The sequence below is a fragment of the Streptomyces sp. URMC 126 genome (assembly GCF_051386555.1).
In the GTDB taxonomy this organism is placed as follows: Bacteria; Actinomycetota; Actinomycetes; order Streptomycetales; family Streptomycetaceae; genus Streptomyces.
The window spans coordinates 1-16,271 of record NZ_JBPQTX010000155.1; the positions used below are offsets into that span (position 1 = coordinate 1).

Below are 16,271 nucleotides of genomic sequence, written 5' to 3' on the forward strand. Positions count from 1 at the left end.
GCGCTCCCTCTCCCTCCGCACGCCCTCCCCGCACACGCGAATGCCCCCGGCGCGTCATCGCGCCGGGGGCATGGTGCGGAGGGAGAGGGAGCGCCGACCGGATCGGCGCTCCCTCGCAGGCGTGCGGGTCAGCGCACGTCGCCCATGAGGGCCTCGATCTTCTTGCGGGAGCTCCAGACCGCGACACCCGCCAGGACCGCGACCCCGGCCTCGCCGAGGATCACGCCGAAGCCGTTGAGGTCGACACCGGCCGTCGCCATCAGGGTCATGACGCAGTCACCGGCGGTCACCGCGAGGAACCAGACACCCATCATCTGGCTGGCGTACTTCTTGGGCGCCATCTTCGTGGTCAGCGACAGACCCACGGGGGACAGGCACAGTTCACCGAGCGTCTGCAGCATGTAGATGGTGATCAGCCACATGGGGCTGACGGTCGAGCCGCCCGTCGCCATCTTCATCGGGATGGCGAACAGTACGAAGGAAGCACCCGCCAGCAGCATCGCCGCGGAGAACTTCACCGTGGAGCTGGGCTCGCGCTTGCGGCGCGCCATCGCCACCCACATCGCCGCGAAGATCGGGGCGAGGACCAGGACCCACGCGGAGTTGATCGACTGGAACCAGGTGGACGGGAAGTGGATGCCGAAGACGTTGTCCGTGGTCTTCTTCTCGGCGAAGGTCGACATCGTCGAGCCGGCCTGGTCGAAGATGCCCCAGAACACGGCGGCGGCGACGAAGAACCAGATGTAGCCGCTGACCTTGGTCTGCTCTTCCGACGTCAGCTCCTTGTCCCGCTTGATGCGGGCCAGGACGAAGATCGGGACGATCAGGCCGACCAGGGCGATCGGAACGAGGGCCCAGTTGATCGTGAAGTGACCGGTGCCGACCACGACGCCGTAGAAGATCGCGGCGATGACGAGCCAGATCAGGCCCTTGAGCAGCCAGGAGTTCCGCTCGGCCGCGGTCAGCGGCATCGGGACCTCGGCGCTCTTCGGGTCCAGCCAGCGGGTGCCGATGAGGAACGCCACCAGGCCGAGGCCCATGCCGATCGCGGCGAGGGTGAAGCCCAGGTGCCAGCTGACCTGCTGGCCGACCGTGCCGATCACCAGCGGCGCGCCGAGGCCACCGAGGTTGATGCCGATGTAGAAGAGCGTGAAGCCGCCGTCGCGACGCGGGTCCTTGGGGCCGTTGTACAGGTGGCCGACCATCGTCGAGATGTTGGACTTCAGCAGACCCGAGCCGATCGCCACCAGGGCCAGACCGGCGAAGAAGGTGGGCTTGCCGGGCAGTGCGAGCAGCAGGTGACCGCACATGATCACGCTGGCCGCGATGGCCACCGTCTTGCGCGGGCCCCAGACCCGGTCACCGAACCAGCCGCCGGGCATGGCGAGCAGGTACACCATCGCCACGTACACCGAGTAGATGGCCAGCGACGTGGACTCCGGCATGGCCAGACCGCCGCCCTGGCTGCCGGACTTGGCGTCCGGGCCACCGGAGATCAGGTAGAGGACGAGAAGGGCGCGCATTCCGTAGTAGGAAAAGCGCTCCCACATCTCCGTCAGGAAGAGGGGGGCCAGGCCGAGGGGGTGGCCGAAGAGGGTCTTGCCGCCGGCGACGGGGGTGTTGTCCCGCGCGGTTGACTCCTTCGTCAGGCTGGACGCCATGGTCGATCCTTGGGTTCCGAGGACGCGCGTGGAGCTGCTGCGCGCCCGTATGGGGGTTGGCCGGCACCGGGTTACGGCTTCGCTCGCCCCCACGCCCTTGGGGTTCGCCTCCCCCTCGGGGGAGCCGGCAGAGCGGCCCTAATTCCGGGATCCACGCCCCCGCGCATCTTCGCGCGGCGGACCCGGCCGACAGGTCGTTCAGGTTTCACATAAGAGTGACGTATCAGTCCCGCGTACGGAAGAGACCTCCGGCGCTACTGCCGAGCCGAAGGTCCCAGACGCTGGTACAGACTTCCGGTAACCATACGTCACACCCCGCCCGCATATGGAAGGAGTTGAGACATGGATCACAGTCGTCGGCGGAACCATCCATCGGGGTTCCGATGTGTCATCCCCTTCGGTCCCTCACCGGTCCCGGGTGCCGGGACTGCGCTCTGACGTGCGCCCGAGCGGACTACCATCACGTGCATGACCCGAGTACTGCTCGCCGAGGATGACGCGTCCATCTCGGAGCCGCTCGCACGCGCCCTGCGCCGTGAGGGGTATGAGGTGGAGGTACGCGAAGACGGTCCCACAGCGCTCGCCGCGGGGATCAAGGGAGACGTCGACCTGCTCGTCCTCGATCTCGGGTTGCCCGGCATGGACGGCCTGGAGGTCTGCCGGCGGCTGCGCACCGAAGGCCACGGCTTCCCCGTGCTGGTCCTCACCGCCCGGGCCGACGAGGTCGACACCGTCGTCGGGCTGGACGCCGGCGCCGACGACTACGTCACCAAGCCGTTCCGCCTCGCCGAGCTGCTCGCCCGCGTCCGGGCCCTGCTCCGGCGCGGCGCCGCCGAGTCCCCGCAGCAGGGGACGGCGACGCACGGCGTCCGGATCGACGTCGAGTCGCACCGCGCCTGGATGGGCGACGAGGAACTCCAGCTCACCGCCAAGGAGTTCGACCTGCTCCGGGTGCTGGTCCGCGACGCCGGCCGGGTCGTCACCCGCGACCAGCTGATGCGCGAGGTCTGGGACACCACCTGGTGGTCGTCCACCAAGACCCTCGACATGCACATCTCCTGGCTCCGCAAGAAGCTCGGGGACGACGCGGCCAACCCGCGCTACATCGCCACCGTGCGCGGCGTCGGCTTCCGGTTCGAGAAGAACTAGCCCGGACCGGGAAACGGAAAAACCGGCCACGGGACAGCGGCAGGACCGGCCCCGGACCGGGCCACAACGGAACAACGAGCCGGAGAACCGCCCGTGCGCCGCCGATTGATCAACTCCACGCTCGCCGTCGTCCTCGTCGTGATCGCCGTCTTCGGGATCTCGCTGGTCATCGTCGAGACCCGCACCATCGAGAGCAGCGCCCAGGAGAGTGTGCAGTCCGAGGCGGTGCGGCTGGTGAGCAGCGTCGAGGGCCGGCTGGCCGGGGGCGAACGGGTCGAGTCGAGCGTGCTGCGGGAGCAGATCGCCCCCGACCGGTACGCCCGCGTGGAGATCCCGAACCGGGCGCCCATCGAGATCGGCACCCACCCCGAGGGCGGGCTGATCGTCTCGGAGCAGTCCGGCGAGCACGGCGAGCGGGTCCGGGTGGAGGAGTCCCGCTCGGCCGTGAGCAAGGAAGTCGGCCGGACGCTGCTGGTGATCCTGGCGGTGGCACTGCTGGCGGTGGTCGCCGCCGTCTTCCTCGCCGTCCGGCAGGCCAACCGGCTCACCGCGCCCCTCACCGACCTGGCCGAGACCGCCGAGCGGCTCGGCTCCGGCGACCCCCGCCCCCGGCACCGCCGCTACGGCGTCCCCGAGCTCGACCGGGTCGCCGACGTCCTGGACGGCAGCGCGGAACGCATCGCCCGGATGCTCACGGCGGAACGGCGGCTGGCCGCCGACGCCTCCCACCAGCTCCGCACCCCGCTGACCGCGCTGTCCATGCGGCTGGAGGAGATCACGCTCACCGACGACCCGGACACGGTCAAGGAGGAGGCGACGATCGCCCTCACCCAGGTCGAGCGGCTCACCGACGTCGTCCAGCGGCTGCTGACCAACTCCCGCGACCCCAAGACCGGGTCCGCCGTCACCTTCGACCTCGACGAAGTGATCAAGCAGCAGCTGGAGGAGTGGCGGCCCGCCATCCGGGCCGGGGGACGGGCCCTGGTCCGTTCGGGGAAGCAGGGGCTGCGCGCGGTGGGCACGCCGGGCGCGGTCTCCCAGGTCATCGCGACGCTGATCGAGAACTCCCTGACCCACGGGGACGGAGCCGTCGCCCTGCGCACCCGCGTCACCGGCAACCAGGCCGTGGTCGAGGTCTCGGACGAGGGCCCGGGCGTCTCGGCGGACCTGGGCGCGCGGGTCTTCGAGCGGACGGTCAGTGGCCGGAACTCGACGGGGCTGGGGCTGGCCGTCGCGCGGGATCTCGCGGAGGCGGACGGCGGCCGGCTGGAGCTGCTCCAGCAGCATCCGCCGGTCTTCGCGCTGTTCCTGAGCATGGAGGCGAAGCCGGGGGGCGGCGGGCGGGAGGAGCGGTCGGAGTGAGGCCGCGGCGGGCCGTGAAACCGCCGGGGGCGGCGTCAGTACCGCGTCGTGGACGAGGCCCGGGCCCGCTGCCGCGGCACCTCCGCCGTCGCCAGAAACGATTCAGCAGTCTCGACGGCCGCCTGCGTCACCGGCAGCCGCTTGAACACCCACGTCCGGTAGGACCAGAACCGGAACACCGTGCCGATGCCCAGCCCCACCACGTTCTTGGCGATGTTGTCCGCCACCGTGGAGGTGAAGCCGAAGCCGTAGTGCGACAGCGCCAGGATCCCGTTCTCGATCACCAGGCCCACCCCGCTGAACAGCAGGAACAGCGTCAGCTCCTTGCTGCGGCGGCTCTTGTCGCAGTCGCGGTAGGTCCAGTACCGGTTGCCGACGTAGTTGGTCGCGATGGCGACGCAGGTGGCGATCACGCCGGAGCGGACCACGGCCAGCCCCGAGTGCCGGCACATGTTGAAGACGATGGCGTTGACCACGAAGCCGACGGCCCCGATGGCGCCGAACTTGGCGATTTCGCGGACCAGCCGCTCCAACCGGGAACGCACTGCGCGCCGATGACTCATGGGTTCGTCAGGCTCCGTGGGAAGGGCGGTCAGGGCGTGGGGCGACTTCCCATGCTAGCGAGCGCTCGCGGGACCCGGCCGGGGGACCGGGTGAATACCGGACGAACGCCCGCCGCCCGGCCCGCCACCCTCCGATGGCCGCCCGGCTTGGACGATCATCCAAGCCGGAGGCCGGGCCGGTCGTGCGTACGGATACCCTGGGGGCGTGACGTTTCCGGTAGTCGGCATGGTCGGCGGCGGTCAGCTCGCCCGTATGACCCACGAGGCGGGCATCCCCCTCGGCATCAGATTCAAGCTGCTCAGTGACACTCCGCAGGACTCGGCGGCGCAGGTCGCGAACGAGGTGGTGGTGGGGGACTACCGCGACCTCGACACCCTTCGTGCGTTCGCACAAGGCTGTGATGTGATCACCTTCGATCACGAACACGTTCCGACCGAGCACCTACGGGCCCTGGAGGCGGACGGCATCCCCGTCCGTCCGGGGCCCGACGCGTTGGTGCACGCCCAGGACAAGGGGGTGATGCGGGCGAAGCTCACGGAGATCGGCGTCCCCTGCCCGCGCCACCGCATCGTGGCCGACCCCGCCGACGTCGAGCGGTTCGCCGCCGAGGGCGACGGATGGCCCGTCGTCCTCAAGACCGTGCGCGGCGGCTACGACGGCAAGGGCGTGTGGATCGTCCGCGACCCCGCCGGGGCGCAGGACGCCTTCCGGGCCGGGGTGCCCGTCCTCGCCGAGGAGAAGGTCGACTTCGTCCGCGAGCTCGCCGCCAACGTCGTCCGCTCCCCGCACGGCCAGGCCGTCGCCTACCCGGTCGTCGAGTCGATCCAGGTCGACGGCGTCTGCGACACGGTCATCGCCCCCGCGCCCGGCCTGTCCCCGGACCGCTCCGCCGAGGCCCAGCGGCTCGCCCTGCGGATCGCCCAGGAGCTGGGCGTCGTCGGCCACCTCGCCGTCGAGCTGTTCGAGACCCGGGACGGCCGGATCCTCGTCAACGAGCTGGCGATGCGCCCGCACAACTCCGGTCACTGGACCCAGGACGGCGCTGTCACCTCGCAGTTCGCCAACCACGTCCGGGCCGTCCTCGACCTGCCCCTCGGCGACCCGCGCCCGCGCGCCCGGTGGACGGTCATGGCCAACGTGCTGGGCGGCGACTACCCGGACATGTATTCCGCGTACCTCCATTGCATGGCACGCGACCCCGGGCTGAAGATCCATATGTACGGCAAGGACGTCAAACCCGGCCGCAAGGTCGGACACGTCAACACCTACGGCGACGACCTGGACGACGTGCGCGAGCGCGCCGCCCACGCCGCCGGATACCTGCGAGGGACGATCACCGAATGAGCAGCTCCCCCGGCGCCCCGGTCGTCGGCATCGTCATGGGCTCCGACTCCGACTGGCCCGTCATGGAGGCCGCCGCCGAGGCGCTCGCCGAGTTCGAGGTCCCTTACGAGGTCGACGTCGTCTCCGCGCACCGCATGCCCCGCGAGATGGTCGCCTACGGCGAACGGGCGGCTGGCCGGGGGCTGAAGGCGATCATCGCGGGGGCCGGCGGCGCGGCCCACCTGCCCGGCATGCTGGCCTCCGTCACCACCCTCCCGGTGATCGGCGTCCCGGTCCCGCTCAAGTACCTGGACGGCATGGACTCGCTGTTGTCCATCGTCCAGATGCCGGCCGGCGTCCCCGTCGCCACCGTCTCCGTCGGCGGCGCCCGCAACGCGGGCCTGCTCGCGGTGCGCATGCTCGCCGCGCACGACGCCGGCCTGAGCGCCCGGATGAGCCGCTTCCAGGAGGAGCTCAACGAGCAGGCGACGGAGAAGGGCCGCCGCCTGCGCGCCAAGGCGCAGGGCGAGACCGGCTTCGGATTCGGTAAGTAAGAGGGGAGGGGACATGACGGAACCGCTCGACCGCGCCCGCGAACTGCTGGCCGCCCACCCCGTCGTGGACGGCCACAACGACCTCCCCTGGGCACTGCGCGAACAGGTCTCCTACGACCTCGACCGCCGCGACATCGCCGGCGACCAGAGCGCCGCCGGCCTCCACACCGACATCCCCCGGCTGCGCGCCGGCGGGGTCGGCGCGCAGTTCTGGTCCGTGTACGTGCGCAGCGACATGGCCGGCGACGACGCGGTGAGCGCCACCCTGGAACAGATCGACGTCGTCCGTCGCCTGACCGAGCGCTACCCGGCGGATCTGCGGCTCGCGTTCACCGCCGACGACATGGAGGCCGCGCGCGCCGAAGGCCGTATCGCGAGCCTGATGGGCGCCGAGGGCGGCCACAGCATCAACTGCTCCCTGGCCACGCTGCGCGCGCTGTACGCGCTGGGCGTGCGCTACATGACGCTCACCCACAACGACAACATCCCCTGGGCGGACTCCGCGACCGACGAGCCGCGCGCCGGCGGCCTCACCCGCTTCGGCGAGGAGGTCGTCCGCGAGATGAACCGCCTCGGCATGCTCGTCGACCTCTCGCACGTCTCCGCCGACACGATGCGGGACGCGATCCGGGTCAGCGAGGCGCCGGTGATCTTCTCCCACTCCTCCGCCCGCGCGGTCTGCGACCACCCGCGCAACGTCCCCGACGACGTGCTGGCCTCCCTGGCGGCCAACGGGGGCATGGCGATGGTGACGTTCGTCCCCAAGTTCGTCCTCCCGGAGGCCGTGGCCTGGACCCGGGCGGCGGACGAGAACATGCGCGCCCACGGCTTCCACCACCTCGACACGACGCCCGAGGCGATGGCGGTCCACCAGGCCTTCGAGGCCGGCCACCCGCGCCCGGTCGCGACGGCGGCGACGGTCGCCGACCACCTCGACCACATGCGGGAGGTCGCCGGAGTCGACCACATCGGCATCGGCGGCGACTTCGACGGCACGGCCTTCACGCCGTCGGACCTGTCCGATGTCGCGGGGTATCCGAACCTGATCGCTGAGCTGCTGCGGCGGGGCTGGTCGGAGGCCGACCTGGCGAAGCTGACGTGGAAGAACGCGGTGCGGGTGCTGCGGGAGGCGGAAGCGGTCGCCCGCGAGGTGAGCGGGCGGCGGGGGCCGTCGATCGCGACGATCGGGCAACTGGACGGGTGAGGGAGCCCGCCGTTCGTTGCGGGACGGCCCGCGCTTTCAGCCCGTCCGGCGTTTGAGGACAACCGCGCGGAGCGCGGTTGCAGGGGGTCTGGGGGGCTCACCCCCAGGAAACGGCGAAAGGGCGGGGCTGGGGCACCCGCCCGAAGGGCTAAGCCCGCGGCCGCCCCATCGCCCGGAACGTCCACCCGGCAGCCCGCCACGCGTCAGCGTGCAGCGCGTTACGCCCGTCCAGAATCTGCGGCGAAGCCACGACCTCCCGGAGAGCAACGGGGTCGAGCTCCCTGAACTCCGCCCACTCGGTCAGGTGCAACACCACATGCGCCCCCCGACAAGCCTCCGCCGCACTGTCCGCGTAAGCGAGCGTCGGGAACACCCGCCGAGCGTTCTCCATCCCCTTGGGGTCGTAGACGGTCACCTGACCACCCTGCAGATGGATCTGCCCCGCGACATTGAGCGCAGGCGAATCCCGCACATCGTCCGAGTCCGGCTTGAAAGTGGCACCGAGCACGGCGACCCGCCGCCCCAGGAAGCCTCCCCCCACCGCCTCGCGGGCGAGCTCGACCATGTGCCCGCGCCGCCGCATGTTGATGGAGTCGACCTCACGCAGAAAAGTAAGGGCCTGATCGGCGCCCAGCTCCCCCGCGCGGGCCATGAAGGCGCGGATGTCCTTGGGCAGGCAGCCGCCGCCGAAACCGATGCCGGCGCGCAGGAACTTCTTCCCGATCCGCTCGTCGTGCCCTATGGCCTCGGCGAGCTTGGCGACGTCACCGTCGGCCGCCTCGCAGACCTCGGCCATCGCGTTGATGAAGGAGATCTTCGTGGCGAGGAAGGAGTTGGCGGCGGTCTTCACCAGCTCGGCGGTCGGGTAGTCGGTGACGACGAACGGCGAGCCCTCGCCGATCGGCGTCGCGTACACCTCGCGGAGCACCTTCTCCCCGCGCTCGCCCTCGACGCCGACGACGATGCGGTCCGGGTGCAGGGTGTCCTGGACGGCGAAGCCCTCGCGGAGGAACTCCGGGTTCCAGGCGAGCTCCACCTCGTCGCCGGCCGGGGCGAGTTCGGCGAGCCTCCGGGCGAGGCGGGCGGCGCTGCCGACGGGCACGGTCGACTTGCCGACGACCAGCGCGGGGCGGGTCAGCCGGGGGGCGAGGGAGGCGATCGCGGCGTCCACGTACGACATGTCGCACGCGTACTCGCCGTGCTTCTGCGGGGTGTTCACGCAGATGAAGTGGACGTCGCCGAACTCGCCGACCTCGTCCCACGAGGTGGTGAAGCGCAACCGTCCGCTGGACCCCTCCAGCCCCGCGACGTGCTTGCGGAGCAGGTCCTCCAGCCCCGGCTCGTACATGGGGACCTCGGCCCGGCCGAGCATCTCGACCTTCTCCGGGACCACGTCCAGGCCCAGTACCTCGAAACCGAGCTCGGCCATGGCCGCCGCGTGGGTGGCCCCGAGGTAGCCGGTGCCGATCACAGTGATCTTGGGGGCCATGCGTGCTCCAGGTACGTACGGGCGTGCTGACTGCGTGGCCCGAGCATAGTCCCGGGCCGTCCCGGGCAGGATTCCGGGAGATTCCCGAAGTCACGGCGCTGTCGGCAAGCTCACGTATCCCCAGCCGGGCGGTGGCCCCTAGAATCGCGGTTACTAAACGGTAGTTAACGCTCTGGGGAGTTCGCCTTGGCGGGAAACAAGGACTTCGACCTGTACCGGCCGTCCGAGGAGCACGACGAGCTCCGCAAGGTCGTTCGCTCGCTCGCCGAGGCGAAGATCGCCCCGTTCGCCGCCGAGGTGGACGAGGAAGGACGGTTCCCGCAGGAGGCGCGCGACGCGCTGACCGCGGCCGACCTGCACGCGGTGCACGTGCCCGAGGAGTTCGGCGGCGCGGGCGCCGACGCGCTCGCGACGGTCATCGTCATCGAGGAGGTGGCCCGTGTCTGCGCCTCCTCCTCCCTCATCCCGGCGGTCAACAAGCTCGGCTCGCTGCCGGTGATCCTCTCCGGCTCCGAGGAGCTGAAGAAGAAGTACCTGGGCCCGCTCGCCAAGGGCGACGCGATGTTCTCGTACTGCCTCAGCGAGCCCGACGCGGGCTCCGACGCGGCCGGCATGAAGACGCGCGCCGTGCGCGACGGCGACTTCTGGGTCCTCAACGGCGTCAAGCGCTGGATCACCAACGCGGGCGTCAGCGAGTACTACACGGTCATGGCCGTGACCGACCCGGAGAAGCGCTCCAAGGGCATCTCCGCGTTCGTCGTCGAGAAGTCCGACGAGGGCGTCTCCTTCGGCGCGCCGGAGAAGAAGCTCGGCATCAAGGGCTCGCCGACCCGCGAGGTCTACCTCGACAACGTCCGCATCCCCGCCGACCGCATGATCGGCGAGGAGGGCACGGGCTTCGCCACGGCGATGAAGACCCTGGACCACACCCGCATCACCATCGCGGCCCAGGCCCTCGGCATCGCCCAGGGCGCCCTCGACTACGCCAAGGGCTACGTCCAGGAGCGCAAGCAGTTCGGCAAGCCGATCGGCGACTTCCAGGGCGTGCAGTTCATGCTCGCCGACATGGCCATGAAGCTGGAGGCGGCCCGCCAGCTCACCTACGCGGCGGCGGCCAAGTCCGAGCGCCTCGACGACGACCTGACCTTCCACGGCGCGGCGGCGAAGTGCTTCGCCTCCGACGCGGCCATGGAGATCACCACGGACGCCGTCCAGCTCCTCGGCGGCTACGGCTACACGCGCGACTACCCGCTGGAGCGGATGATGCGCGACGCGAAGATCACCCAGATCTACGAGGGCACGAACCAGGTCCAGCGCATCGTCATGGCGCGCAACCTGCCGTAGCGGCGAGCGCGGAAGCCCCCGCCTGGCGGGGGCTTCCGTGTACTCACACGCCGCCGACCCCGGCCTGAGCCTTGATCGTCTCCACGGCGTCCTCGGTGAGCCACCGCAGGGGGACGACGGTCCACCTGTCGCGCCTGCGCATCACGACGGCCTTGCCGTCCCGGGTCCGTCCGATGTGCACAAAACCGTGATCACGGCGCAGGTCCCGCGCCAGGTTCTCGCCGTGGATCACGGGCGCTACTTCCCTTCGCGGTCCTCGTCGTCGGCCATGCCGCTCTGGACGTTCCCGTGGGCGCGCCCGCGTTGCTCCGAGCGCGCGTACACCAGGGCATCGATGAGTTTGCGCGCGGTCGCGGCCGGCACGGTGCCCAGGTACACGTACGGCTCACCGGACATCGACGCGCGGCCCAGGAGATCCGGCCACGACGCGCGGTCTCCCACGGTGATGCCCATGTCCGCGAGCACGCGCTCCAGCATGAAGGCGGTGTCGTCGGCTTTCTTCCGGCCCGCCATATAGGCGTCGGCGGAAGCTGGAACGGGTTCGGTTTTCGAGGTCACGGGCCTAGCGTGAGGGGCCGGCGAGGCCGCGCTAGGCCGTTTCCTGTTCGCGCAAGAATTCATCGCGGATCGCTTCGACCATGCCCCGCATCTCGGCACCGGTCAGCGCCGCCCGCGCGAAGCCGTCGAATTTCCGGACGTACAGTTCCACGTCTTTGGGTTCTGTGACCACGAGCTCGGCATGGACGGTTTCCACCGTGACCATGCGGTCGTCCCTGATCACGAACGCGTGATTGGCGATGTCCGTTTGCCGGGACCCCAAGGGGACCACCCGGACGTCGACATGAGGAAGACGGGAAAGGGAGACGATCCGGTCGAGCTGAGCGGCCAACATGGCGGAAGGGACGATCTGCCACCGAAGCGCCGCTTCTGTGATGACGAAGTGCAATTCCTTCGTGGTGTCGTACAGCACGGCTTGGCGTTCCAGCCTGCCATCGATCGTTCGGGTGAGAACGTCATGACTCAGATCGTGGCGGCGCAGTACGGCACGGATGTATTCCGCCGTCTGAAGCAGGCCGGGGACGAGGGCCGGCTGGAACAGCCGGAGAACCGACATCTGGGCTTCCAGCGCCTTGACCGCCTGCTGGCCCTTGTGCACGCCGGTTCGCTTCAGCAGTCGCCACGCCGTCGCCTCCGTGGCCACGGCTCGGGCCGCCCCCGTGTACTCCGCCTTGACCGCGTCCGACACACCGATGGCGGTCAGGATGCGTTCCACGTCCGTGGCGCTGGGGAGAAGCTTTGAGTTCTCGATTTTGGACAGTTTCGAGGGAGACATGAGGGCACTGCGGGCCACCGCTTTGGCTTCCCGTCCGGAAGCCTCCCGCAGTGCCCGCAGTGCCGACCCGAGCTGCGCGCCGTTCACTCGCCGTGCTCGGCCCACCAGTCTCCGAACGGCTGGGCTTGGGCAAGCGCCTCGTCCCGATACCGGACGTAATCGGCCGAGGCATCGGCAGACAGAACGTCTGCTCCCAGAAAGGTGCCTCGTTCGTCGTAGCGCATGACGGCGGCCGTCTCGGAGTCGAAGAGCCAGAAGTCGGGTGCCCCGGCCAGCGGATTGGGCCGGTCGGTGATGTCGAGGATGAAGAACTCTTCCCCGCCGCTCATGTTCTTCCGGTAACCCCACCCGAGCTCGTACCGGAGGTAGGTCGTCAGTGGGCGACTGACAATGTGCGCACGGTAGACGCGCTTGCCCTGGCCGGTGTGAGACCGGACCTCCGCCACCCATTCCGCGTTGTAGTCCGCCGGCTGGGGGTCTCCGGCCAGGAAGGTCCGATAGGCCTCGGTGTTGCCGGACCTGCCGTAGTCGTCCAAGGTCTCCAGCCGGAAGGCCTCTCGCCGGAATTGTGCGAAGAGGTCGCCGAGGCTCCTAGATGAGCTGGTCACGAATGGCCTTCCGGATGAGCTCCATCGGAATCTCCACGAGGGTTTCGTGCGCTGGGATCTCCAGCCCGTGGTCTACCGGTGTCTCGCCCTGCACCAGCAGCGTGTCGCGGTCCGTGGCGTACAGCGCCGGGCAGTCCTTGAGGTCACACGAACTGACCAGCAGCGTGGCCTTGAGAGTCATCGGTCCCCTCCCTGAGGTGCGCTCCCCGCACGGAATTGATGCTCCCGAAGCCGTCACGCTGGGGTCAAGGCACCCCGGTTGAGAGAACGGGAAACTCGTGCGGCGCCAGGAGCGGGAGGGCCGGAGCGCTCCCTCCGGTGGCGCCCCCGCCCCTCGCCCCCCACCCTGGACACGACCCCTGGGGGGACCGCCGTGCGCCAGGAGGCGAGCGTCATGCCCGAGGTACGTGAGGCGTATGCGCCCGGAACGCCCTGTTGGGTGGATCTGATGGCGCCGGATCAGCGGGCGGCGCTGGACTTCTACCGGGATCTGTTCGGGTGGCAGGGGGAGCCGGGGCCGCCGGAGACCGGTGGGTACGCGGTGTGCACGCTGGACGGGCGGGCCGTGGCCGGCATCGGGCCGGCGATGGCGCAGGAGGGGCAGGCCCCGCCGCCGACCGCGTGGACGACGTACCTGGCGGTGGCGGACACCGACGCCACGGCGCGGGCCGTCGAGGAGCACCACGGCCGGGTGCTGATGCCCGGCATGGACGTGCTGACGTTCGGGCGGATGGCGGTGGCCGCGGACTCCACGGACGCCGTGTTCGGACTCTGGCAGACCCGGGACTTCTTCGGCTGCGAAGTGGTCAACGAACCGGGCGCGGTGATCTGGAACGAGCTGAACACCTCCGACCCGGAGGCGGCGCGGGCGTTCTACGCGGCCGCGCTGGGAATCGAGGCGTCCCCGATGGAAGCGGCCCCCGGCTACTTCGCGCTGACCGCGGGCGGGCGGACGGTCGGCGGGATGCAGGGGCTGGAGCGGTTCCCCGAGGGCACGCCCTCGCACTGGCTGACGTACTTCGCCGTCGACGGCACGGACACCACCGTCGACGCGCTCGTCCGGGCGGGCGGCTCGGTACTGGTACCGCCGTTCGACATGGTGGCCGGCCGGATGGCCGTCGTCTCCGACCCGCAGGGCGGGATCTTCGCCGTCATCCAGGGGGCGGAGCCGGCCTGAGCACGGCCCCGCCCGGGGTGAGCGCTAGGAAACGGTCACCTTCTGGTCCTTCTTCAGCTGCTCGAAGAGCTGCTTGGACTTCACCGGGTCCCACTTCACCGCCACGCCGTCACCGCGCGTCGCCAGGTTGGCATTGCCTATCGGCACGGTCATCTGCTTGCCGTCGCCGCCCGTGACGTCCTTCATCGCCCAGAACATCGACGCCAGGTCCCACAGCTCCATGTCGTCGTCCACTATCAGCGTGTCGAGGCCGGAGCCGATCACCGGGTAGAGGGTGAACGGGTTGAGCACGGTCGACGGCGACGCCGCCTGCTTGGCGAGGGTGTTCAGGAACTTCTGCTGGTTGCGCATCCGGCCGAGGTCCTGGTCGGCCTCCTGGTGGCGCTGGCGGACGAAGGCGAGCGACTCCTTGCCGTTCAGCGTCTGGCAGCCGGCCTTGAGGTCGGCGCCCGAGTCACGGTCCTTGATCGCCTTGTCGAGGCACATGTCGACACCGCCGAGCGAGTCGACCAGGTTGCGGAACCCGCCGAAGCCGATCTCCGCGTAATGATCGATGCGCAGCCCGGTGTTGAACTCGACGGTCCGGACCAGCAGCTCGGGGCCGCCGTCCGAGTACGCCTGGTTGAGCTTGTGCGTCGAGGCGGGGAACCGCTTGCCGGACTTCTGCCCGGTGAAGGCCGGGATGGTGACGTACGAGTCGCGCGGCAGGCTGAGCATCGTCGTGCCGTTGTCACCGGTGTGCAGGATCATCATCGAGTCGGTGCGCTTGCCGTCGGCCGACCCGGTGTGCAGTTCCTTCTTGTCCTCGTCGGACAGCCCCTCCCGGCTGTCCGAGCCGACGATCAGGTAGTTCGTGCCGTCGCCGCCCGACGGGCGCTCCTCGACCTTCCCGAGGTCGACCTCGCGGCGCAGCTTGGAGTCGGCCCAGAAGTAGGTGCTCACGGAGACCACCAGCACCACGGCGAGGAAGGCGAGCAGGCCTATGGTGATCCGCTTGCGCCAGTTCGGCCGGCCGCCGCGCGGGGCGCGCCCCCGCGCCGCCGGGCCGCCCGGGACGCCGCCGGGGCCGCCGGGAGCACCGCCGCTCGGGGTGCCGGCGCCGCGCCCGTAGACCTGGCCCGTGTTGTAACCGTCGTCGGGACGGCCGCCCGGCGCGCCGGGCCCGGGCTGCCCGTACCGGGGCGACGACCCGCCCTGGTGCGCGCGCGGGCCGCCGCGCGCCCCTTCCGGGCGCGGGTGGGCGCCGCCGCCTCCGTACTGGTACCGGCGGTCGTTGTTCCGCACTTCGGGCCACTCGCTCATGGGAAGAAGTGTGCCCGGCCGCGGCGCTGGTCCGGACGGGTGGTACCGGACCGGGTCACGGCTGTTGCAGAGCTGACACACGGGCGGCCCGGCCCGTGCACCCCGCATACAGTGGGACGCATGACCACTCACGACGGGACCGCCGACTCCGGTGCGGCCGGCATACCCGGCAAGCCGACCTCGGCCTCCCGCACGACCCTGTCCCACATCATGACCGCGAGTGACACGAACCTCCTGGGAACCGTGCACGGCGGAGTGATCATGAAACTGGTGGACGACGTCGCGGGGGCGGTCGCCGGACGGCACTCCGGCGGCCCCGCGGTGACGGCGTCCATGGACGAGATGGCGTTCCTGGAGCCGGTCCGCGTCGGCGACCTCGTCCACGTCCAGGCGCAGTGCAACTGGACCGGGCGCTCCTCGATGGAGGTCGGCGTCCGCGTCATGGCCGAGCGCTGGAACGAGTCCACGCCGGCGGTGCAGGTCGGCAGCGCCTACCTCGTCTTCGCCGCCGTCGACGACGAGGGCAAGCCGCGCCCCGTGCCGCCGGTGCTCCCGGAGACCGAGCGGGACCGGCGGCGCTACCAGGAGGCGCAGATCCGGCGCACGCACCGGCTCGCCCGCCGCCGCGCGATCAAGGAACTGCGGATGAACCGGGCGGCGGAGGGCCTGGAGGACTGACGCTTTCCCAGTCCGTCGGGCGGTCGGCCAGGTCCGGGGCGCAGCCCCGGAACCCGGCGGAACGCGGTGTCTCCTCCGGGAGGATGCCCCGGCTCTCAGCCGCCGCACACCGCCCGGTCGCCCGTGATCACCTCCTGCGCCACGGAACCGGGCCCCTGCCCGGCGGTCGGCTCCGGCCCGCGCACCGGCCGTACCCCCGTGAAGTCCGCGCCCAGCGTCACCTGCATCAGCGGCCCCTGCCCCGGCACGGGCCGCAGCTCGGCGCCCGGGAGGGCCGCCGCCAGGGCGCGGGCCGAGCGGTCCCAGTGCGGATCGAAGGAGATCACCGTGCGCAGGGCGGTCGGCGGCGGGGCGTCGGCCGGCAGGCCGGTGGTGAGGAAGCCGGCGGCCTTCAGCGCCGCGTCGGTGTCGCGGCCGAGCTCCGGGCGGCCGGAACCGTTGAGGACCTGGACGCTGATCCGCCCGGGCGGTACGTCGACGGGCGCCGGGCTCGCGTCCGTCACGGCGGGGGTGGGGGTCGGGG

General features: G+C 70.6%; 18 protein-coding genes. 8 read left to right on the forward strand and 10 right to left on the reverse strand.

Going from position 1 to position 16,271, the window contains the following annotated elements; translation table 11 throughout:
* Positions 1-128: 128 nt before the first annotated feature.
* Complete coding sequence (locus ACSNOK_RS19350; protein ID WP_436781972.1) at positions 129-1,661, reverse strand: peptide MFS transporter; 1,533 nt, start codon at positions 1,659-1,661, stop codon at positions 129-131.
* A 468-nt stretch (positions 1,662-2,129) separates the two neighbouring features.
* On the opposite strand from ACSNOK_RS19350, the gene ACSNOK_RS19355 reads away from it, so the two are divergent.
* Both ACSNOK_RS19355 and ACSNOK_RS19360 read left to right on the forward strand, forming a co-directional pair.
* Positions 2,130-2,810: a response regulator transcription factor gene (locus ACSNOK_RS19355; RefSeq protein ID WP_004952297.1), complete on the forward strand. Its 681-nt coding sequence runs from the start codon at positions 2,130-2,132 to the stop codon at positions 2,808-2,810.
* A gap of 93 nt (positions 2,811-2,903) precedes the next feature.
* Positions 2,904-4,172 carry an ATP-binding protein gene (locus ACSNOK_RS19360; protein ID WP_436781973.1) on the forward strand — a complete coding sequence of 423 codons (1,269 nt, stop codon included), beginning with the start codon at positions 2,904-2,906 and terminating at the stop codon, positions 4,170-4,172.
* Between the two features lie 35 nt (positions 4,173-4,207).
* On the opposite strand, the gene ACSNOK_RS19365 is transcribed toward ACSNOK_RS19360, so the two are convergent.
* Positions 4,208-4,735, reverse strand: coding sequence for a GtrA family protein (locus ACSNOK_RS19365; RefSeq protein ID WP_436781974.1), 528 nt, complete (start codon positions 4,733-4,735; stop codon positions 4,208-4,210).
* A 226-nt stretch (positions 4,736-4,961) separates the two neighbouring features.
* On the opposite strand from ACSNOK_RS19365, the gene ACSNOK_RS19370 reads away from it, so the two are divergent.
* The 3 genes from ACSNOK_RS19370 to ACSNOK_RS19380 are packed head-to-tail and all read left to right on the forward strand — an operon-like array spanning position 4,962 to position 7,817.
* On the forward strand, positions 4,962-6,080 hold the full coding sequence (locus ACSNOK_RS19370; RefSeq protein ID WP_436781988.1) for a 5-(carboxyamino)imidazole ribonucleotide synthase: 1,119 nt from the start codon (positions 4,962-4,964) through the stop codon (positions 6,078-6,080).
* Entirely contained in the window at positions 6,077-6,613 is a 537-nt protein-coding gene (gene purE / locus ACSNOK_RS19375; RefSeq protein ID WP_436781975.1) for a 5-(carboxyamino)imidazole ribonucleotide mutase, read from the forward strand. Before ACSNOK_RS19370 ends, purE begins: the two co-directional genes overlap by 4 nt.
* Before the next feature lie 13 nt (positions 6,614-6,626).
* Positions 6,627-7,817 carry a dipeptidase gene (locus ACSNOK_RS19380; protein WP_436781976.1) on the forward strand — a complete coding sequence of 397 codons (1,191 nt, stop codon included), beginning with the start codon at positions 6,627-6,629 and terminating at the stop codon, positions 7,815-7,817.
* A 148-nt stretch (positions 7,818-7,965) separates the two neighbouring features.
* Here the strand turns inward: ACSNOK_RS19380 and ACSNOK_RS19385 are convergent, their stop codons facing one another.
* A complete protein-coding gene (locus ACSNOK_RS19385) occupies positions 7,966-9,306 on the reverse strand; it encodes a UDP-glucose dehydrogenase family protein (protein WP_436781977.1) in 1,341 nt (446 codons plus the stop codon).
* A 186-nt stretch (positions 9,307-9,492) separates the two neighbouring features.
* Between ACSNOK_RS19385 and ACSNOK_RS19390 the strand changes: the two genes are divergently transcribed.
* A complete protein-coding gene (locus ACSNOK_RS19390; protein ID WP_436781978.1) occupies positions 9,493-10,650 on the forward strand; it encodes an acyl-CoA dehydrogenase family protein in 1,158 nt (385 codons plus the stop codon).
* Between the two features lie 43 nt (positions 10,651-10,693).
* Here ACSNOK_RS19390 and ACSNOK_RS19395 read toward each other — a convergent pair whose 3' ends face one another.
* The 5 genes from ACSNOK_RS19395 to ACSNOK_RS19415 are packed head-to-tail and all read right to left on the reverse strand — an operon-like array spanning position 10,694 to position 12,772.
* Positions 10,694-10,882, reverse strand: coding sequence for a hypothetical protein (locus ACSNOK_RS19395; protein ID WP_436781979.1), 189 nt, complete (start codon positions 10,880-10,882; stop codon positions 10,694-10,696).
* A 5-nt stretch (positions 10,883-10,887) separates the two neighbouring features.
* On the reverse strand, positions 10,888-11,208 hold the full coding sequence (locus tag ACSNOK_RS19400) for a hypothetical protein (protein WP_436781980.1): 321 nt from the start codon (positions 11,206-11,208) through the stop codon (positions 10,888-10,890).
* A gap of 31 nt (positions 11,209-11,239) precedes the next feature.
* Positions 11,240-12,070: a helix-turn-helix domain-containing protein gene (locus ACSNOK_RS19405; RefSeq protein ID WP_436781981.1), complete on the reverse strand. Its 831-nt coding sequence runs from the start codon at positions 12,068-12,070 to the stop codon at positions 11,240-11,242.
* On the reverse strand, positions 12,067-12,591 hold the full coding sequence (locus ACSNOK_RS19410; RefSeq protein WP_436781982.1) for a DUF6879 family protein: 525 nt from the start codon (positions 12,589-12,591) through the stop codon (positions 12,067-12,069). The genes ACSNOK_RS19405 and ACSNOK_RS19410 overlap by 4 nt, the downstream gene beginning before the upstream one ends.
* Positions 12,575-12,772 carry a hypothetical protein gene (locus ACSNOK_RS19415; protein WP_436781983.1) on the reverse strand — a complete coding sequence of 66 codons (198 nt, stop codon included), beginning with the start codon at positions 12,770-12,772 and terminating at the stop codon, positions 12,575-12,577. Before ACSNOK_RS19415 ends, ACSNOK_RS19410 begins: the two co-directional genes overlap by 17 nt.
* Positions 12,773-12,985: 213 nt before the next feature.
* On the opposite strand from ACSNOK_RS19415, the gene ACSNOK_RS19420 reads away from it, so the two are divergent.
* On the forward strand, positions 12,986-13,768 hold the full coding sequence (locus ACSNOK_RS19420) for a VOC family protein (RefSeq protein WP_436781984.1): 783 nt from the start codon (positions 12,986-12,988) through the stop codon (positions 13,766-13,768).
* Between the two features lie 24 nt (positions 13,769-13,792).
* On the opposite strand, the gene ACSNOK_RS19425 is transcribed toward ACSNOK_RS19420, so the two are convergent.
* Positions 13,793-15,070, reverse strand: a complete 1,278-nt coding sequence (locus tag ACSNOK_RS19425; protein WP_436781985.1) for an LCP family protein — start codon at positions 15,068-15,070, stop codon at positions 13,793-13,795.
* 120 nt (positions 15,071-15,190) lie between these two features.
* Here ACSNOK_RS19425 and ACSNOK_RS19430 point away from each other — a divergent pair, with 120 nt between their 5' ends.
* Positions 15,191-15,748 (forward strand): acyl-CoA thioesterase, encoded by a 558-nt coding sequence (locus ACSNOK_RS19430; protein ID WP_436781986.1) that lies wholly within the window; start codon positions 15,191-15,193, stop codon positions 15,746-15,748.
* 95 nt (positions 15,749-15,843) lie between these two features.
* Here the strand turns inward: ACSNOK_RS19430 and ACSNOK_RS19435 are convergent.
* Positions 15,844-16,271 (reverse strand): LytR C-terminal domain-containing protein (locus tag ACSNOK_RS19435; protein WP_436781987.1); only part of this gene is annotated, 428 nt, incomplete at its 5' end.